This window comes from Natronospira bacteriovora (assembly GCF_030848495.1).
In the GTDB taxonomy this organism is placed as follows: domain Bacteria; phylum Pseudomonadota; class Gammaproteobacteria; order Natronospirales; family Natronospiraceae; genus Natronospira; species Natronospira bacteriovora.
In genome coordinates this window covers 55,210-71,151 of record NZ_JAVDDT010000004.1, presented here as the reverse complement: position 1 = coordinate 71,151, position 15,942 = coordinate 55,210, and the positions used below count along the sequence as shown (strand labels likewise).

Annotated in this window: 15 protein-coding genes; all 15 read left to right on the top strand. The window is 63.5% G+C overall.

The features are described 5' to 3' along the window. The first annotated feature begins 79 nt into the window (after positions 1 to 79). The 15 genes from RBH19_RS07590 to glmS all read left to right on the top strand — a co-directional run bounded on the left by RBH19_RS07590 (position 80) and on the right by glmS (position 15,866). On the top strand, positions 80 to 1,525 hold the full coding sequence (locus RBH19_RS07590) for a bifunctional 2-methylcitrate dehydratase/aconitate hydratase (RefSeq protein ID WP_306728230.1): 1,446 nt from the start codon (positions 80 to 82) through the stop codon (positions 1,523 to 1,525). Positions 1,526 to 1,757: 232 nt separating this feature from the next. Beyond that, positions 1,758 to 2,408, top strand: a complete 651-nt coding sequence (gene rsmG, locus RBH19_RS07585; RefSeq protein WP_306728229.1) for a 16S rRNA (guanine(527)-N(7))-methyltransferase RsmG — start codon at positions 1,758 to 1,760, stop codon at positions 2,406 to 2,408. Between the two features lie 9 nt (positions 2,409 to 2,417). Then, positions 2,418 to 3,209 (top strand): ParA family protein, encoded by a 792-nt coding sequence (locus RBH19_RS07580; RefSeq protein ID WP_306728228.1) that lies wholly within the window; start codon positions 2,418 to 2,420, stop codon positions 3,207 to 3,209. Between the two features lie 361 nt (positions 3,210 to 3,570). Further along, positions 3,571 to 4,446, top strand: coding sequence for a ParB/RepB/Spo0J family partition protein (locus tag RBH19_RS07575; protein ID WP_306728227.1), 876 nt, complete (start codon positions 3,571 to 3,573; stop codon positions 4,444 to 4,446). Positions 4,447 to 4,870: 424 nt separating this feature from the next. Continuing rightward, positions 4,871 to 5,266 (top strand): ATP synthase subunit I, encoded by a 396-nt coding sequence (locus RBH19_RS07570; protein WP_306728226.1) that lies wholly within the window; start codon positions 4,871 to 4,873, stop codon positions 5,264 to 5,266. Between the two features lie 21 nt (positions 5,267 to 5,287). Continuing rightward, entirely contained in the window at positions 5,288 to 6,079 is a 792-nt protein-coding gene (atpB, locus tag RBH19_RS07565; protein ID WP_306728225.1) for a F0F1 ATP synthase subunit A, read from the top strand. A gap of 85 nt (positions 6,080 to 6,164) precedes the next feature. Beyond that, positions 6,165 to 6,452: a F0F1 ATP synthase subunit C gene (gene atpE / locus RBH19_RS07560; RefSeq protein ID WP_445353969.1), complete on the top strand. Its 288-nt coding sequence runs from the start codon at positions 6,165 to 6,167 to the stop codon at positions 6,450 to 6,452. Between the two features lie 81 nt (positions 6,453 to 6,533). Then, a complete protein-coding gene (locus RBH19_RS07555) occupies positions 6,534 to 7,004 on the top strand; it encodes a F0F1 ATP synthase subunit B (RefSeq protein WP_306728224.1) in 471 nt (156 codons plus the stop codon). A gap of 13 nt (positions 7,005 to 7,017) precedes the next feature. Further along, positions 7,018 to 7,560, top strand: coding sequence for a F0F1 ATP synthase subunit delta (locus tag RBH19_RS07550; protein ID WP_306728223.1), 543 nt, complete (start codon positions 7,018 to 7,020; stop codon positions 7,558 to 7,560). A gap of 18 nt (positions 7,561 to 7,578) precedes the next feature. After that, positions 7,579 to 9,114 carry a F0F1 ATP synthase subunit alpha gene (gene atpA, locus RBH19_RS07545; RefSeq protein ID WP_306728222.1) on the top strand — a complete coding sequence of 512 codons (1,536 nt, stop codon included), beginning with the start codon at positions 7,579 to 7,581 and terminating at the stop codon, positions 9,112 to 9,114. A gap of 41 nt (positions 9,115 to 9,155) precedes the next feature. Then, complete coding sequence (gene atpG / locus RBH19_RS07540) at positions 9,156 to 10,019, top strand: F0F1 ATP synthase subunit gamma (RefSeq protein WP_306728221.1); 864 nt, start codon at positions 9,156 to 9,158, stop codon at positions 10,017 to 10,019. A 51-nt stretch (positions 10,020 to 10,070) separates the two neighbouring features. Further along, positions 10,071 to 11,468: a F0F1 ATP synthase subunit beta gene (atpD, locus tag RBH19_RS07535; RefSeq protein ID WP_306728220.1), complete on the top strand. Its 1,398-nt coding sequence runs from the start codon at positions 10,071 to 10,073 to the stop codon at positions 11,466 to 11,468. A gap of 13 nt (positions 11,469 to 11,481) precedes the next feature. Continuing rightward, on the top strand, positions 11,482 to 11,904 hold the full coding sequence (locus RBH19_RS07530; RefSeq protein ID WP_306728219.1) for a F0F1 ATP synthase subunit epsilon: 423 nt from the start codon (positions 11,482 to 11,484) through the stop codon (positions 11,902 to 11,904). Positions 11,905 to 12,515: 611 nt separating this feature from the next. Continuing rightward, positions 12,516 to 13,874 (top strand): bifunctional UDP-N-acetylglucosamine diphosphorylase/glucosamine-1-phosphate N-acetyltransferase GlmU, encoded by a 1,359-nt coding sequence (gene glmU, locus RBH19_RS07525; protein ID WP_306728218.1) that lies wholly within the window; start codon positions 12,516 to 12,518, stop codon positions 13,872 to 13,874. Positions 13,875 to 14,027: 153 nt separating this feature from the next. Beyond that, positions 14,028 to 15,866 carry a glutamine--fructose-6-phosphate transaminase (isomerizing) gene (glmS, locus tag RBH19_RS07520; RefSeq protein WP_306728217.1) on the top strand — a complete coding sequence of 613 codons (1,839 nt, stop codon included), beginning with the start codon at positions 14,028 to 14,030 and terminating at the stop codon, positions 15,864 to 15,866. Positions 15,867 to 15,942 lie beyond the last annotated feature (76 nt).

Genomic DNA, 15,942 nt, shown 5'->3' with positions numbered 1-15,942 from the left:
GTTCACTCGGCGGCCCGAAGCCGCCCAAACCTAAATTCAGTAAAACCTTTCAGAACAGAGAAAACCCAGGAGAACCCCCATGTCCGCCGACATCCGTTCCGCCAAGCGGCCCGATCCCGATGACGTTCTGGTCGCGATGACCGACTATGTGTGCGATTATGAGGATTTCAGCAAGGAATCCCTGAGCACCGCCCGTTACTGCCTGATGGACTCCCTGGCTTGCGCCATGCTGGCCATGGAATACCCCGCCTGCACCAAGATGCTCGGTCCGGTGGTTCCCGGCGCCGACATGAAGGGCGGCGCCCGCGTGCCCGGCACCTCCTTCGAGCTGGACCCGGTCACCGCCGCCTTCAACATCGGCGCCCAGGTTCGCTGGCTGGACTTCAACGACACCTGGCTGGCCGCCGAGTGGGGTCACCCCTCCGACAACCTGGGTGCCATCCTCGCCGTGGCCGATTACGAGTCCCGCCGCCGTCTGGCCGAGGGCAAGGCGCCGCTGAAGATCCGTGACGTGCTGCACGCCATGATCAAGGCTCACGAAATCCAGGGCGTGCTGGCGCTGGAAAACAGCTTCAACCGGGTTGGTCTGGATCACGTCCTGCTGGTGCGCCTGGCCTCCACCGCCGTGGCCACCCGCATGTTCGGCGGCAGCCGCGAAGACGTGCTCAACGCCATCTCCAATGCCTGGATCGATGGCGGCGCCCTGCGCACCTACCGTCATGCGCCGAACACCGGCTCCCGCAAGAGCTGGGCCGCCGGCGATGCCTCCGCCCGTGGCGTGCGCCTGGCCCTGGTCGCCCTGACCGGCGAGATGGGTTATCCCTCCGCCCTGTCCGCGCCCAAGTGGGGCTTCCAGGACGTGCTGTTCAAGGGCAATGACATCAAGATCCCCCAGGCCTTCGGCCACTACGTGATGGAGAACGTGCTGTTCAAGATCTCCTTCCCGGCCGAGTTCCACGCCCAGACTGCGGTGGAATGCGCCATGCAGCTGCATGAGCAGGTCAAGGATCGCCTGGATGAGATCGAGCGGGTGGAAATCGAGACCCAGGAGCCGGGCGTTCGCATCATCGACAAGACCGGCCCCCTGGACAACCCGGCCGACCGTGACCACTGCATCCAGTACATGGTCGCCATCCCTCTGATCTACGGCCGCCTGACCGCCGAGGATTACGAGGACAACATCGCCCTGGACGATCGCATCGACGCCCTGCGCGACAAGATGACCGTCAAGGAAAACGAGCAGTTCACGACCGACTACTATGACGCCGACAAGCGCGCCATCCCCAACGCCATCAAGGTGGTGTTCAAGGACGGCAGCGAAACCGACCGCGTCCAGGTGGACTTCCCCATCGGCCATCGCCGTCGCCGCGACGAAGGCATCCCGGTCCTGCTGCAGAAGTACGATGATGCCCTCACCCGGATCCTCAGCCCGCGCAAGGCCCGTGAAATCATCGAGCTGTGCGACGACCACGGTGCCCTCGACGACACCCCGGTGCACGAGTTCATGACGCTGTTCGTGAAGTAATTCGCAGCGGGTACTGCATGCGAGAAAGGCCTCCGCAAGCCGGAGGCCTTTTTTAATGCCACCGTAGGAGCGGATTCATCCGCGATGACAATCTTCCGGTTGGTATGCTGCTATTTGATGCCGCGCCCACAGCGAGGCCATAGAGGGTGGCGCGCCAACCGATTGATTGTAATCGCGGATAAATCCGCTCCCACGGTGCGGTAAACGTGCCTGGTGCCAGCCGAGGGTGATGATGGATCAGTTTTCAATTGAGCATTTGCGTCCGCGTCTGAACGACGGCCTGGCGGCCATGGGCATCGAGCTGGACGCCACCGCCCGGGAGCGGCTGCTGGCCCTGATCGGCCTGCTGATCAAGTGGAACAAGGCTTACAATCTGACGGCGGTGCGGGATCCGCTGGAAATGGTGCCCAGGCATCTGCTGGACTCGCTCAGCCTGCTGCCCGATCTGCAGGGGGAGACGGTGCTGGATGTGGGTACCGGTGCGGGTTTTCCGGGCCTGCCTCTGGCGATTGCGCGTCCGGAGACGGCATTCACCCTGCTCGATTCCGCCCTCAAGCGCACCCGTTTCGTGCGCCAGGCCGCGCTGGAATTGGGCCTGGAGAATGTCGAGGTGGTGCAGAGCCGAATCGAGGACTACCGTCCGGCCCGACGCTTTGATACCGTGACCTGCCGGGCGTTTTCCTCGCTCGGGGCCTTCGTGGAAGCGGCCGGGGGACTGGTGGCGCCAGGCGGTCGCCTGGTGGCCATGAAGGGCCGTTACCCGCAGGAAGAGCTGGCCGACTGTCCGCCGGAATGGCGCCTCCAGAGTGCCCGCCCGGTCCGGGTGCCGGGCCTGGACGCCGAACGCCACCAGCTCATACTCGCCCGCGTGCAGGAAGACTGAGGGAAAGTCATGGCCAATATCATTGCCGTTGCCAACCAGAAGGGCGGGGTCGGAAAGACCACCACCTGCATCAACCTGGCCGCCTCCCTGGCCGCCACCCGGCGCCGCGTGCTGCTGGTGGACATGGACCCCCAGGGCAACGCCACCATGGGCTCCGGTGTCGAGAAGAATCAGCTCAAGCTGTCCGCCTACGATGTGATCCTGGGTGAGTGCAATGCCCGGGAGGCCATCCAGCACATGGAAGACAGCGGCATCCACGTGCTGCCGGCAAACGGCGATCTCACCGCCGCCGAGGTCAAGCTGATGCGGGCCTTCGGACGCGAGTCCAAGCTGCGCAAGGCCCTGGAACCGGTTCTGGATGATTACGATTACATCCTGATCGACTGCCCGCCTTCCCTGAACATGCTGACCGTGAACGCCCTGGCCGCGGCCCACGGCATCCTGATCCCCATGCAGTGCGAGTACTACGCCCTGGAGGGCCTGTCCGCCCTGCTCAACACCATTGAGCAGATTCGCGAGGCCGTGAACCCGGAACTGCAGGTGGCCGGTCTGCTGCGCACCATGTACGACCCGCGCAACAACCTGGCCAACGAGGTCAGCGCCCAGCTGATCGTGCATTTCGGCGACAAGGTGTATCGCACCATGATCCCCCGCAATGTGCGCCTGGCCGAGGCCCCCAGCTACGGCGTGCCTGCCCTGCTGCATGACAAGAACTCCCGTGGCGCCCTTGCCTATCTCGCCCTGGCCGGCGAAATGCTCCGCCGGGAAGAAAAAGCGCGCGTGGCCCAGGCGGCTGGCTAAGGTGTTCTCGCGCAGAGACGCTGAGACGCAGTGATTGCTGGGGCCGTGCATCGCCTGGCCAGCCGTACTGCTTCGGGCGGATGGTTGCCGACCCCGGGCCTTGACTGGGCCTCGCGCTGAGAGCGCCAAGGACGCAATGAGTGTGATTTCTTTGGCGTTTCCGTCGCGCTCCTGGCGCCCTTGGCGCGAGGCAAATCCCGCCACCGCGCCAGCACGGCCCTTCCGGAGTAGCACGGCGGCCAGCCCCGGCAGGGCCCACAAAGCCTCCGCGTCTCGGCGTCTCTGCGCGAGAACCCCAGAAACCTAGATGCCTGCGCTATAATCCGCGGCATTATCCATTTACCCAGCATTCAGGATGACCATGGCAGCCAAGAAACGCGGTCTGGGGCGGGGTCTTGACGCCCTGCTGGCCGGCTCCTCCGAAGACAGCCCCGAACAAGCCGTCGAGAAAGGCGAGGCCTCCCTGCGCGACCTGCCGGTGGATCTGATCCAGCCCGGCCGCTACCAGCCGCGTACCGGCATGGATCCCCAGGCCCTGCAGGAACTTGCCGATTCCATCCGTTCCCAGGGGGTGGTGCAGCCGGTGGTGGTGCGTTCCATCGGTGACGGTCGCTACGAGCTGATCGCGGGCGAGCGGCGCTGGCGCGCGGCCCAGAAGGCCGGTCTGCACGAGGTCCCCGCCGTGATCCGCAAGATCCCGGATCAGGCCGCCATCGCCATGGCCCTGATCGAGAACATCCAGCGCGAAAACCTCAGTGCCCTGGAGGAAGCCAAGGCCCTGGCCCGCCTGATCGAGGAATTCGAGCTTTCCCACCAGGCCGCCGCCGAGGCCGTCGGCCGCTCCCGCACCGCCGTGACCAACCTGCTGCGTCTGCTGGAGCTGGAGCCGGATGTGCGGGAGCTGGTGGAGAAGAAGAAGCTGGACATGGGTCATGCCCGGGCCCTGCTGGCCATCAAGGGCCATGCGCAGGTGGCGCTGGCGAACAAGGTGGTGGCAAACGATCTGTCCGTGCGCGAAACCGAGAAACTGGTTCGCCGCCAGCAGAGCGAGGGAGCCAGCAAGCCGAAACAGGACGGTCGCCGCCGTGATCCCGATCTGGAACGCCTGGAGCAGGATCTGACCGACCGCCTGGGTGCCCGTGTGGCCGTGGAAAGCGGCCGCGGCGGCAAGGGCAAGCTGGTCATCCGCTACAACAGCCTCGACGAACTGGACGGCATCCTCGACCGAATTAAATAAGTCCGAACGTCCGTGCCCCGTTGACGGAACGCCCCCTGTAGGCAGCGGAAGAAGGTTCCATTATCCGCGCAATGATCCCGGCTGCCGTTTGATTCTCTAATGGGGGCGTTGCGATCCGTGATGCACCTCATGAAAGGCATTAACGTCGGATTCCAGCCATTGCGCGGATGAATCCGCGCCTACAGGGGGCCGCGATCCACGCTGTGCCGATGTCGGGGCCGCGCGGGCTTGAGACCGCGGGGCAGGCCTTGTATACTTGCGCGCCTCGAATCCGAGGGGGCTTGGCCGCGCACGTTCGCGCCACCCCGCAAACCACCCAGAGGTCTGGTTCTAGCTAGGCAAAACGCTCGCCCCCGCAGGGCATTCAACCCGGCGAAACAGAGGGCTTTTTTCCGGTTCCCGTACGTTCAGCGCGGAGAGTGACATGTCGGCCAATGCACGCTGGCGACTGACCCTGCGCGTTTGCGGTGTGCAAATGGCCTTTGCGGTAGTGGTTGCCCTGATCTGGGGCCTGTTTGGAGGCAGCGCGCTGGCCGTGCTGATCGGCGGTGGGGCCGCCACCTTCCTGACCCTGTGGTTCGGTATTCGCGTCTTCAGCGTGGACGCCGCCGCGGACCCGGAAGGCTTCCTGCGGCGCTTCTACGGGGCCGAGCTGTTCAAGCTCGTGATGGCAGTACTGTTTTTCATTGTCGCGGCCCGCATGGGCGGCGATCAGATGGGCGAGATCATCAGCGGCTTCATTGCCGCCCTGGTCGGCTTCTGGTTCGGGCTGTGGCCGGCCATGAAGCTGATGTCTCCCCCCGGCGATCGAAACGCGTAAACAGCAAAGGCACAGGCAGCGATGGCGACCAACCAAACTCCCGCTGAATACATTGACCACCACCTGGGTCACTGGGTGCTGGGTGAGAAAGGCAGCTTCTGGTCCATCCACGTGGACACCATGCTCTTCTCCGTGCTGCTGGGCGCCGTCTTCTTCGCCGTCTTCTACGCCGCTGCCCGCAAGGCCACCAGTGGCACCCCGGGTAATCTGCAGAACTTCATCGAGACGGTGGTCGATTTTGTCGACAGCAACGTCAAGGATTCCTACCACGGCAGCAACAAGCTCATCGGTCCCATCGCCCTGACCATCTTCGTCTGGGTGCTGTTGATGAACATCGTCAAGCTGCTGCCCTACGACCTGCTGCCCTGGCTGGCCAGCTTCGTGGGTGTGGAGTACCTGCGCATCAACCCCACGTCCGACCTGAACGCCACCCTCGGCGTGGCCCTGGGCGTGTTCCTGATGATTTTCTGGTTTGGTTTCAAGGTCAAGGGCGTCGGCGGCGTCGGCAAGGAATTCCTGACCTCGCCCTTTGGCGCCACCAGCCCGGTAATGAAGGTGATCCTGGTGCCGGTGAATCTCTTCTTCAAGACCCTTGAAGAGATCGTCAAGCCCTTCTCGCTGGCCATGCGTCTGTTCGGCAACATGTACGCCGGCTCACTGATCTTTACCCTGATTGCCATCAGCCCCTGGTACATGCAGTGGGCCCTGGGTCTTGGCTGGTCCCTGTTCAAACTGCTGGTGATCGTGCTCCAGGCCTTCGTGTTCATGGCGCTGACCATCGTGTACCTGAGCATGGCCGAGGAACACCACTGATTTTTTGAGCCGACCGGCTCGGCCCAAGCCGATCGGTCAACGTGTTTATTTAACTTGTCTGCACTATCCAAAGTCGGAGGAAGCTATGGAAACTGAAATCGCTGCTGCAATTGCCCAGCTCCAGGGCATGACTGTTCTCGCCGTCGGCATCATCGTTGGCCTGGGCGCCATCGGTACCGCCATCGGTTTCGGCCTGCTGGGTGGCCGCTTCCTGGAATCCGCTGCCCGTCAGCCCGAGCTGGTCGGCATGCTGCAGGTTCGCATGTTCATCCTGGCCGGTCTACTGGACGCCGTGGCCATGATCGGTGTGGGTCTGGCGGCCTGGTTCGCCGTGGCCAGCCCCTTCCTGGCTGCCCTGGAAGGCATGCTCTAAGAGTTCGGCTGTGAACGGGCGCATTGCGCCCGTTTTGCAGGCATTGCCGTTTTGGAACCGTAGTCAACGAGGGTTCGCGACGTGAATCTGAACGCGACAATTTTAGGCCAGATCGTCACCTTCGCCATTCTGGTGTGGCTCACGCTGAAGTTTGTGTGGCCGCCCCTGGTGGAAGCGATGCGCGAGCGTCGCGAGAAGATCGCCGAAGGTCTGGCTGCCGCCGAGAAGGGCAACAAGGCGCTTGAAGAGGCCTCCACCGAGACCGAACGTCTCATCCGTGAAGCCCGTGAGCAGTCTTCCGAGATCATTGCCCAGGCCAACCGCCGCAGCACCGAAATGATCGAGGAAGCCAAGGCCGAGGCCCGCCGTGAAGGCGAGCGTCTGCTGGAAAACGCCCGCGCCCAGATCGAGCAGGACGTGGCCCGTGCCCGTGCCGAGCTGCGCCAGGAAGTGGCCGAGCTCACCGTGCTGGGTGCCGGTCGGATTCTCGGCCGCGAAGTGGACGCCAAGGCTCACGGCGAGCTGCTCGACCGCCTCGCCAAAGAGCTCTGAGGAGCCCATCGCCATGTCCCAGAGCAGCAACTTAAGCACCGTGGCCCGGCCCTACGCCCAGGCAGCCTTTGAAGTGGCCAGCGAAAGCAGCCAGTTCGATGCCTGGTCGAAACTGCTGGGCGGCCTGAGCGCCCTGGTGCGGGACCCGGCGGGTGCCGCGCTGGTTCGCCACCCGGCCATTGCGCCGGCGGATCTGGCCGAGGCCATCCTCGAGGCCCTCAAGGGGGCGGACGAGGCGGGCAGCAACTTCATACGCCTGCTGGCCGAACGCCGCCGCCTGGTGGCCGCCGCACAGATCGCCGAGCAGTACGAGGCCCTGCGTGATGAGGCCGAGGGCCGCATCAATGTGGAGGCGCGTACCGCCCACGCTCTGGACGACAAGGCCGCTGCCGCCCTGCGCGACAGCCTGGCCAAGCGCTTGGGTCGCAGCGTTGAGCTCAAGGTGCAGGAAGACGAAGGCCTGATCGGCGGCGTTGTGCTGCGGGCAGGCGATCTGGTTATCGACGGTTCCGTGAAAGGCCAGCTCGATCGGCTGGCCACGGCCATGAGTCACTAATTTACGTAGGACAGGACCATGCAAGTCAATCCAACCGAAATCAGCGATCTGATCAAAAAGCGCATCAAGAATTTTGATGCCGACGCGGAAGTCCGCAATGTGGGCACCGTGGTCAAGGTCACCGACGGGATTGTCACCATCCACGGTCTGGGTGATGCCCAGTACGGGGAAATGCTGGAATTCCCGGGCGACACCTTCGGCATGGCCCTGAACCTGGAGCGTGACTCCGTCGGCGCCGTGGTGCTGGGTGACTACAAGCACATCTCCGAAGGCGACACGGTCAAGTGCACCGGCCGCATTCTGGAAGTGCCGGTGGGCGAAGGCATGCTCGGCCGCGTGGTGGACTCCCTGGGTCGTCCCATCGACGGCAAGGGCGAGATCGAAAGCAAGCAGACCTCTCCAATCGAGAAGGTCGCCCCGGGCGTGATTACCCGTAAGTCCGTGGACCAGCCGGTGCAGACCGGCCTGAAGTCCATCGACTCCATGGTGCCGATCGGCCGCGGCCAGCGTGAGCTGATCATTGGTGACCGCCAGACCGGCAAGACCGCCGTGGCCGTGGACGCCATCATCAACCAGAAGGGCACCGGCGTTAAGTGCATCTACGTGGCCATCGGCCAGAAGGCTTCCTCCATTGCCACCGTGGTGCGCAAGCTGGAAGAACATGGCGCCCTGGAGCACACCATCGTGGTTGCCGCCACCGCCTCTGAAAACGCCGCCCTGCAGTACATCGCGCCCTACGCCGGTTGCGCCATGGGCGAGTACTTCCGTGACCGGGGTGAAGATGCCCTGATCGTGTATGACGATCTCACCAAGCAGGCCTGGGCCTATCGTCAGGTCTCCCTGCTGCTGCGTCGTCCGCCGGGCCGTGAAGCCTACCCGGGTGACATCTTCTACCTGCATTCCCGTCTTCTGGAGCGTGCCGCTCGCATCAACGAGGAAGAGGTGGAGAAGCGCACCAATGGTGAAGTGAAAGGCAAGACCGGTTCCCTGACCGCCCTGCCGATCATTGAAACCCAGGCCGGTGACGTGTCCGCCTTCGTGCCGACCAACGTGATTTCCATCACCGACGGCCAGATCTTCCTGGAGACCGACCTGTTCAACTCCGGTATCCGCCCGGCCATCAACGCCGGTATCTCGGTGTCCCGAGTGGGTGGTTCGGCCCAGACCAAGATCATCAAGAAGCTGGGTGGCGGCATCCGTATCGCCCTGGCCCAGTACCGTGAGCTCGCGGCCTTCGCCCAGTTCGCCTCCGACCTGGATGAAGCCACCCGCAAGCAGCTTGAGCGCGGCAAGCGGGTGATGGAGCTGATGAAGCAGAAGCAGTACAGCCCGCTCTCCATCGCGGAAATGGCCGTCTCCCTGTACGCCGCCAACGAAGGCTACCTGGATGACGTTGAGGTGGAAAAGATCGTGGACTTCGAAGCCGGTCTGCACAGCCATCTCAAGGCCAGTCACAAGGAACTGTTCGAGAAGATCAATGAATCCGGTGGCTACAGCGACGAGATCGTTGAAGGCATGAAGACGTGCATCACCGAATTCAAGCAGTCCTGGTAAGTCGGCAACGTCGCGACGACACGAGATAACGGGCAACGCTTATGGCAGGCGCTAAGGAAATCCGGACTCAGATCAAGAGTATCGGTAACACGCAGAAGATCACCAAGGCCATGGAAATGGTCGCGGCCAGCAAGATGCGCCGCGCCCAGGACCGGATGGAGGCCTCCCGCCCCTATGCCAGGAGCATTCGGCGGGTGATTGGCCATCTGGCCAACGCCAACCCCGACTACCGGCATCCCTACCTGATTGCCCGGGAGCCGAAGCGGGTCAACATCATGGTGATCTCCACCGATCGCGGCCTCTGCGGCGGCCTGAACATCAACCTGTTCAAGGCCGTGCTGCGGGAAATCCGTGACTGGCAGGACAAGGGTGTGGAAGTCGAACTGACCCTGATCGGCGCCAAGGCCTCGGCCTTCTTCAGCCGCCTCGGTCTCGACATTGTCGCCCAGGCCAGTCATCTGGGTGACACCCCGCACCTGACCGATCTCATCGGCACCGTGCGCGAGACCCTGAATCGCTTCGATGACAAGCGCATCGACCTGATTCGGATCGCGCACAACGAGTTCGTCAACACCATGACCCAGCAGCCGGAACTTCAGCAGCTGCTGCCGGTGGAGCCCTCGGCCGACGATGAACTGCTGGAACACTGGGACTACATCTACGAGCCGTCCACCCCGGAGGCCCTGCTGGAAGAGATCCTGACTCGCTATGTGGAGTCACAAGTCTATCAGGGCGTGGTGGAGAACGTGGCCTGTGAACAGGCTGCCCGGATGGTGGCCATGAAGGCCGCCACCGACAACGCCGGCGAGATGATCGACAGTCTCCAGCTTGAATACAACAAGGCCCGTCAGGCCGCCATTACCCAGGAACTGGCCGAGATCGTCGGCGGTGCCGCGGCAGTCTGACGTCCCTAATCAAATTCGATTTCGAAACACGCAATTTCAGAGGATTCGCTCATGAGCTCCGGAAAGATCGTTCAGGTTATCGGCGCGGTGGTGGACGTTGAATTCCCCCGTGACGCCATCCCGAAGGTCTACGACGCCCTCGTCCTTGAAGACGGTGGCCTGACCCTTGAGGTGCAGCAGCAGCTGGGTGACGGTGTCGTTCGCACCATTGCCATGGGCTCCAGTGAAGGCCTCAAGCGTGGACTGAAGGTTCGCAACACCGAGGCACCGATTTCCGTGCCGGTGGGCAAGGCCACCCTGGGCCGGATCATGAACGTGCTGGGCGATCCGGAAGACGAAAAGGGCGAAGTGAAGAGTGAGGAGCGTCGCTCCATTCACCAGGAAGCCCCCAGCTACGAAGATCAGGCCGGTTCCACCGAGCTGCTGGAAACCGGCATCAAGGTGATCGACCTGCTCTGCCCCTTCGCCAAGGGCGGCAAGGTGGGCCTGTTCGGCGGCGCCGGCGTGGGCAAGACCGTGAACATGCTCGAGCTGATCAACAACATCGCCAAGGAACACTCCGGTCTGTCCGTGTTCGCCGGGGTGGGTGAGCGTACCCGTGAAGGTAACGACTTCTATCACGAGATGTCCGATGCCGGCGTGATCGACCTGGACAACCTGGAGAACTCCAAGGTGGCCATGGTCTACGGCCAGATGAACGAGCCGCCGGGCAACCGCCTGCGTGTGGCCCTGTCCGGTCTGACCATGGCGGAATACTTCCGTGATGAAGGCCGTGACGTGCTGTTCTTCGTGGACAACATCTACCGCTACACCCTGGCCGGTACCGAAGTGTCCGCCCTGCTGGGCCGCATGCCCTCAGCCGTGGGTTACCAGCCCACCCTGGCCGAGGAAATGGGTCAGCTGCAGGAGCGAATCACCTCCACCAAGACCGGTTCCATCACCTCCGTGCAGGCCGTGTACGTGCCGGCGGATGACCTGACCGACCCGTCGCCGGCCACCACCTTTGCTCACTTGGACGCCACCGTTGTGCTGTCCCGTGACATCGCCTCCCTGGGTATCTACCCGGCCGTGGATCCGCTGGATTCCACCTCCCGCCAGCTGGATCCGCAGGTGATCGGCCAGGAACACTACGACACCGCACGTGCGGTGCAGGGTGTGCTGCAGCGCTACAAGGAACTCAAGGACATCATCGCCATTCTCGGCATGGACGAACTGTCCGAAGACGACAAGCTGGCCGTGTCCCGCGCCCGCAAGATCCAGCGCTTCCTGTCCCAGCCCTTCTTCGTCGCCGAAGTCTTCACCGGCATGTCCGGTCAGTACGTGTCCCTGAAGGACACCATCAAGGGCTTCAAGGCCATTGTGGACGGCGAATGCGATGATCTGCCGGAGCAGGCCTTCTACATGGTCGGCACCATTGATGACGCCCGCGAGAAGGCCCAGAAGCTCTAAGGAGCCCTGACTCATGTCCAAGACCATTCGCGTCCATATCGTCAGTGCCGAGTCGGAGATCTGGGAAGGTGAAGCCGAGATGGTCTTCGCCTCGGCGGAGCAGGGCGGCATGGGCATTGCGCCCCGTCACGCCCCCCTGCTCACCCGCCTGGAGCCGGGCGAGGTGCGCGTGCGCAAGCCGGGTGGCGAGGAGCTGGAGTTCTACGTCTCCGGCGGCATCCTGGAGATCCAGCCACATCTCGTGAGTGTCCTGGCGGACACGGCCGAACGTGCCGCCGACGTCGACGAGGCCGAGGCCATCGAGGCCAAGCGCCGGGCCGAGGAAGCCATCGCCAATCGCAAGGGTGACGTGGACATCTCCCGCGCCCAGGCCGAACTGGCCGAAGCCGCCGCCCGCCTCAAGCTGATCCAGAAGCTCAAGAAGAAAAAGGGCTGAGGGAACCGCATCGGAACGACAAAAAAGCTGTGCCTGTCGGCACAGCTTTTTTTTGGTCACGCAGAAACGTTACCCAACCGCTCGGCCCGCCCGCTGCAGGCGCTGGAGCCTCTTCCCGCTGCCTTCGCCCGCGCAGCCAAGGGGATTTTTTTCTCTCGCGAGGCGCAGGGAGCGCGGTGTAGCTATGTGCTACATAAGCGAGCTGCAACGACGTCGAGAGGAAAAATCCCCTTGGCCCTTCGGGTTGGCACAGAGAGCACCTGCTTCGGCGTTGCATTGCTTACCCGTAGCCCGCGCTACTGTGCGGCGCAATGCGCCTTGAATCAGGCACTCTCTGTCCCAACTGCGTGGACGTAGGCAGCGGGAAGAGGCTCCATTATCCGCGCAGGGGCCAAAATTCGCCGCCCCACCTCATTTGTGAACCCACCCTGAACACGGCCAACGGGCATTCAATCAATACCGCGAACCCTGTCAGCGGGCTGACCATCGAATTCCGGCCATTGCGCGGATGAATCCACACCTACAGGGGGGTTCCGATAAGGCGTAGCGGCGGGCGTTAGGTAATGCCCAAATTGGGCCACCCACACCGAAATACGATAAACTGCGCCCCCATGAAACTCTCAGTCGTCATTCTCGCCGCAGGACGCGGCAAGCGCATGCGATCGGCCCTGCCCAAGGTTCTTCAGCCCCTGGGCGGTGAGCCCCTCTTGGCCCATGTAATCGAAGGCGCGCGGCCTTTGTCCCCGGAACAGACCGTGGTGGTGATCGGCCATGGCGCCGAGGCGGTGCGTGAGGCCTTCGGCGAAGCACCCCTGCACTGGGCCGAGCAGCACGAGCAGCTGGGTACTGGCCATGCCGTGATGCAGGCCCTGCCGCAAATCCCGGATGATCATGTGGTGCTGGTGCTGTACGGGGATGTGCCGCTGGTCAGCCCGGCCACCCAGAAAGCACTGGTGGAAGCCGCCACCGATTCGGTCGCCGTGCTCACGGCTGAACTGCCCGACCCGAGCGGTTACGGGCGCATCCTGCGCAACAGCGAAGGCCTGGTCGAGGGCATCGTCGAACACAAGGATGCCAGCCCGGAACAACGGGGAATCCGGGAGATCAATACCGGTCTGCTGGCTGCTCCGGCCGGCCGCCTGCGTGACTGGCTGTCACGCGTGGGCAACGACAATGCCCAGGGCGAATACTATCTCACCGATATCATTGCACTGGCCGCCAGTGACGGCGTTCCCGTTCGCGGCGTGGTCGCGCATGACGACAGTGAGATTCAGGGTGTCAATAACCGGATTCAGCTGGCCGAGGCCGAAGCCATCCTGCGTGGCCGTCGCGCACAGGCATTGATGGAGGATGGCGTGACCCTGGCCGACCCGACACGCATCGATATTCGCGGACGGGTCGAGTGCGGGCGGGATGTCTTCATTGACGCCAATGTGCTGCTGGAAGGCGAGGTACAGCTCGGCGATGGCGTCCACATCGGCCCGGGCTGCGTGATTCGCAACAGCCAGATTGCGGCCGGTACGGTGATTGATGCGCATACTGTGCTGGAGCAGGCCCGGGTGGGCAGTGATGCACGAATCGGCCCATTTGCCCGCCTCCGTCCCGGCAGTCACCTGGCGGCCCGGGCCAGAATCGGCAACTTCGTTGAGACCAAGAACGTCGAGCTGGGTGAAGGCAGCAAGGTCAATCATCTGAGTTACATCGGTGATGCCACCGTGGGCCGTGACGTCAACGTGGGCGCCGGCACCATTACCTGCAACTACGATGGTGCCAACAAGCACCAGACGATCATCGGTGACGGCGCCTTCATCGGCTCCGACACCCAGCTGGTAGCGCCGGTCACCGTGGGTGCCCACGCCACCATTGGAGCCGGCTCCACCATCAACAAGGATGCCCCGGCCGGTGAGCTGACGCTTTCCCGCTCGAAACAGAAGACCCTGGAAGGCTGGAAGCGGCCACAGAAAAAGTGAACAGTGAACAGGTGCAAGTGAACAGAAGCACGGGCCACCGAGGTTTCCTTTTCTGTTCACTGGGAACTGTTGACTGGGAACTCCCAGAAACCGTCACGCGGCTACGCGGACTGTTTTATCGCCAATTCAACCTGAGCGGATAACGGAGCCCCCATGTGCGGAATCGTAGGTGCCGTCGCCGAACGAGATGTTGTGCCCATCCTGATGGAGGGGCTGCGTCGTCTGGAATACCGGGGTTATGATTCCGCGGGCCTCGTGGCCCTGGACGATGACGGTGACCTCAAGCGGGCGAGGGAAGTGGGCAAGGTGGCTGCCCTTGCCGAAGCCCTCGACAGCAACCCCGTTCATGGGCGCATCGGCATCGCCCACACCCGCTGGGCGACCCATGGCGCCCCGGCGGAACGCAATGCCCATCCCCAATTCTCCTCCAATGAGCTGGCACTGGTTCACAATGGCATCATCGAGAACCACAGCGCCCTGCGTGACTCCCTGAAAGCCAAGGGCTACCGTTTTCTGTCCGACACCGACACCGAGGTGGTCGCCCATCGCATCCACGAGCATATGCAGACGCGGGGCGATCTGCTCGCCAGCGTTCAGGAGGCGGTGCGTGAGCTGGACGGCGCCTATGCCCTGGCCGTCATGGATCGTCGTGATCCGGAGCGCATCATAACCGCCCGGCAGGGCTGCCCGGTGGTGATCGGCATCGGCATTGGCGAGCATTTCGTGGCTTCCGACATTGCCGCCCTGCTCCCTGTGACCCGGCGTTTCATCTTCCTGGAAGAGGGTGATGTGGCCGAGCTGCGCCGGGAAGGGGTGCGCATCTTCGACCGCAACGGCCAGGCGGTGGAGCGCAGGGAAACGGAAAGCCAGCTCTCGGCCGATGCCGTGGAGCGCGGCGAGTATCGTCATTACATGCTCAAGGAAATCCATGAGCAGCCCAATGCGGTGGCGGAGACCCTGGAAGAGCGGGTTACCCATGACCATCTGCTCGCCGCGGCCTTTGGCCCGGATGCCGAACGACTGCTGGCCGAGGTGGAGGGCGTGCATATCATTGCCTGCGGCACCAGCTATCACGCCGGCATGATCGCCCGTTACCAGATCGAGCAGCTGGCCGGCCTGCCCTGCAACGTTGAGATCGCCAGCGAGTACCGCTATCGCGATCCGGTGGTGCCCGAGCGCCACCTCTTTGTCTGCATCTCCCAGTCCGGCGAGACGGCCGACACCCTGGCCGCCCTGCGACTGGCCGGTGAAAAGGGTTACCTCGCGCGTCTGGCCATCTGCAATGTGCCCGAAAGCTCCATGGTGCGGGAATCGGATCTGGTGCTGATGACCCGGGCCGGGCCGGAAATCGGTGTGGCCTCCACCAAGGCCTTCACCACCCAGCTCAGCGCCCTCGCCCTGCTGGCGCTGGCCCTGGGCAAGGCCCACGGTCGCCTGGATGCCGAGGCGGAAGCGAATGCCGTGGCCGAGCTGCGGGCCCTGCCCACCGCCATCGAGGCGGCCCTGGAGCTGGATGGGCCGATCGAGAAGCTGGCCGAGCACCTGGTGCATCGACACCATGCCCTGTTCCTCGGCCGCGGTGTCCATTATCCCGTGGCCATGGAAGGGGCGCTCAAGCTCAAGGAGATTTCCTACATCCATGCCGAGGCCTATGCGGCCGGCGAGCTCAAGCATGGTCCCCTGGCCCTGGTGGATGAGGACATGCCCATCATTGCCGTGGCCCCCAGCGATGCCCTGCTTGAGAAAATCCGCTCCAACCTGGAAGAAGTCCGCGCCCGCGGCGGGGAGTTGATTGTCTTCTCCGATGCCGAGAGCGGCTTCCTCCCCGATGAACGCACCCACGTCATCGCCCTGCCTCGCGCCGGTGGCCCCCTCACCGCCCCGGCCATCTTCACCATCCCCCTGCAACTGCTGGCCTACCACGTGGCCGTCCACAAGGGCACCGACGTGGACAAGCCCCGCAACCTGGCGAAGTCCGTCACCGTGGAATAGATCTCTCAAGGGGCAAATGCTGTCACCGGGCAGCAGGAGGGGCGCTTGAGGGTGGGTCTGCTCTGAGACCGAGGTC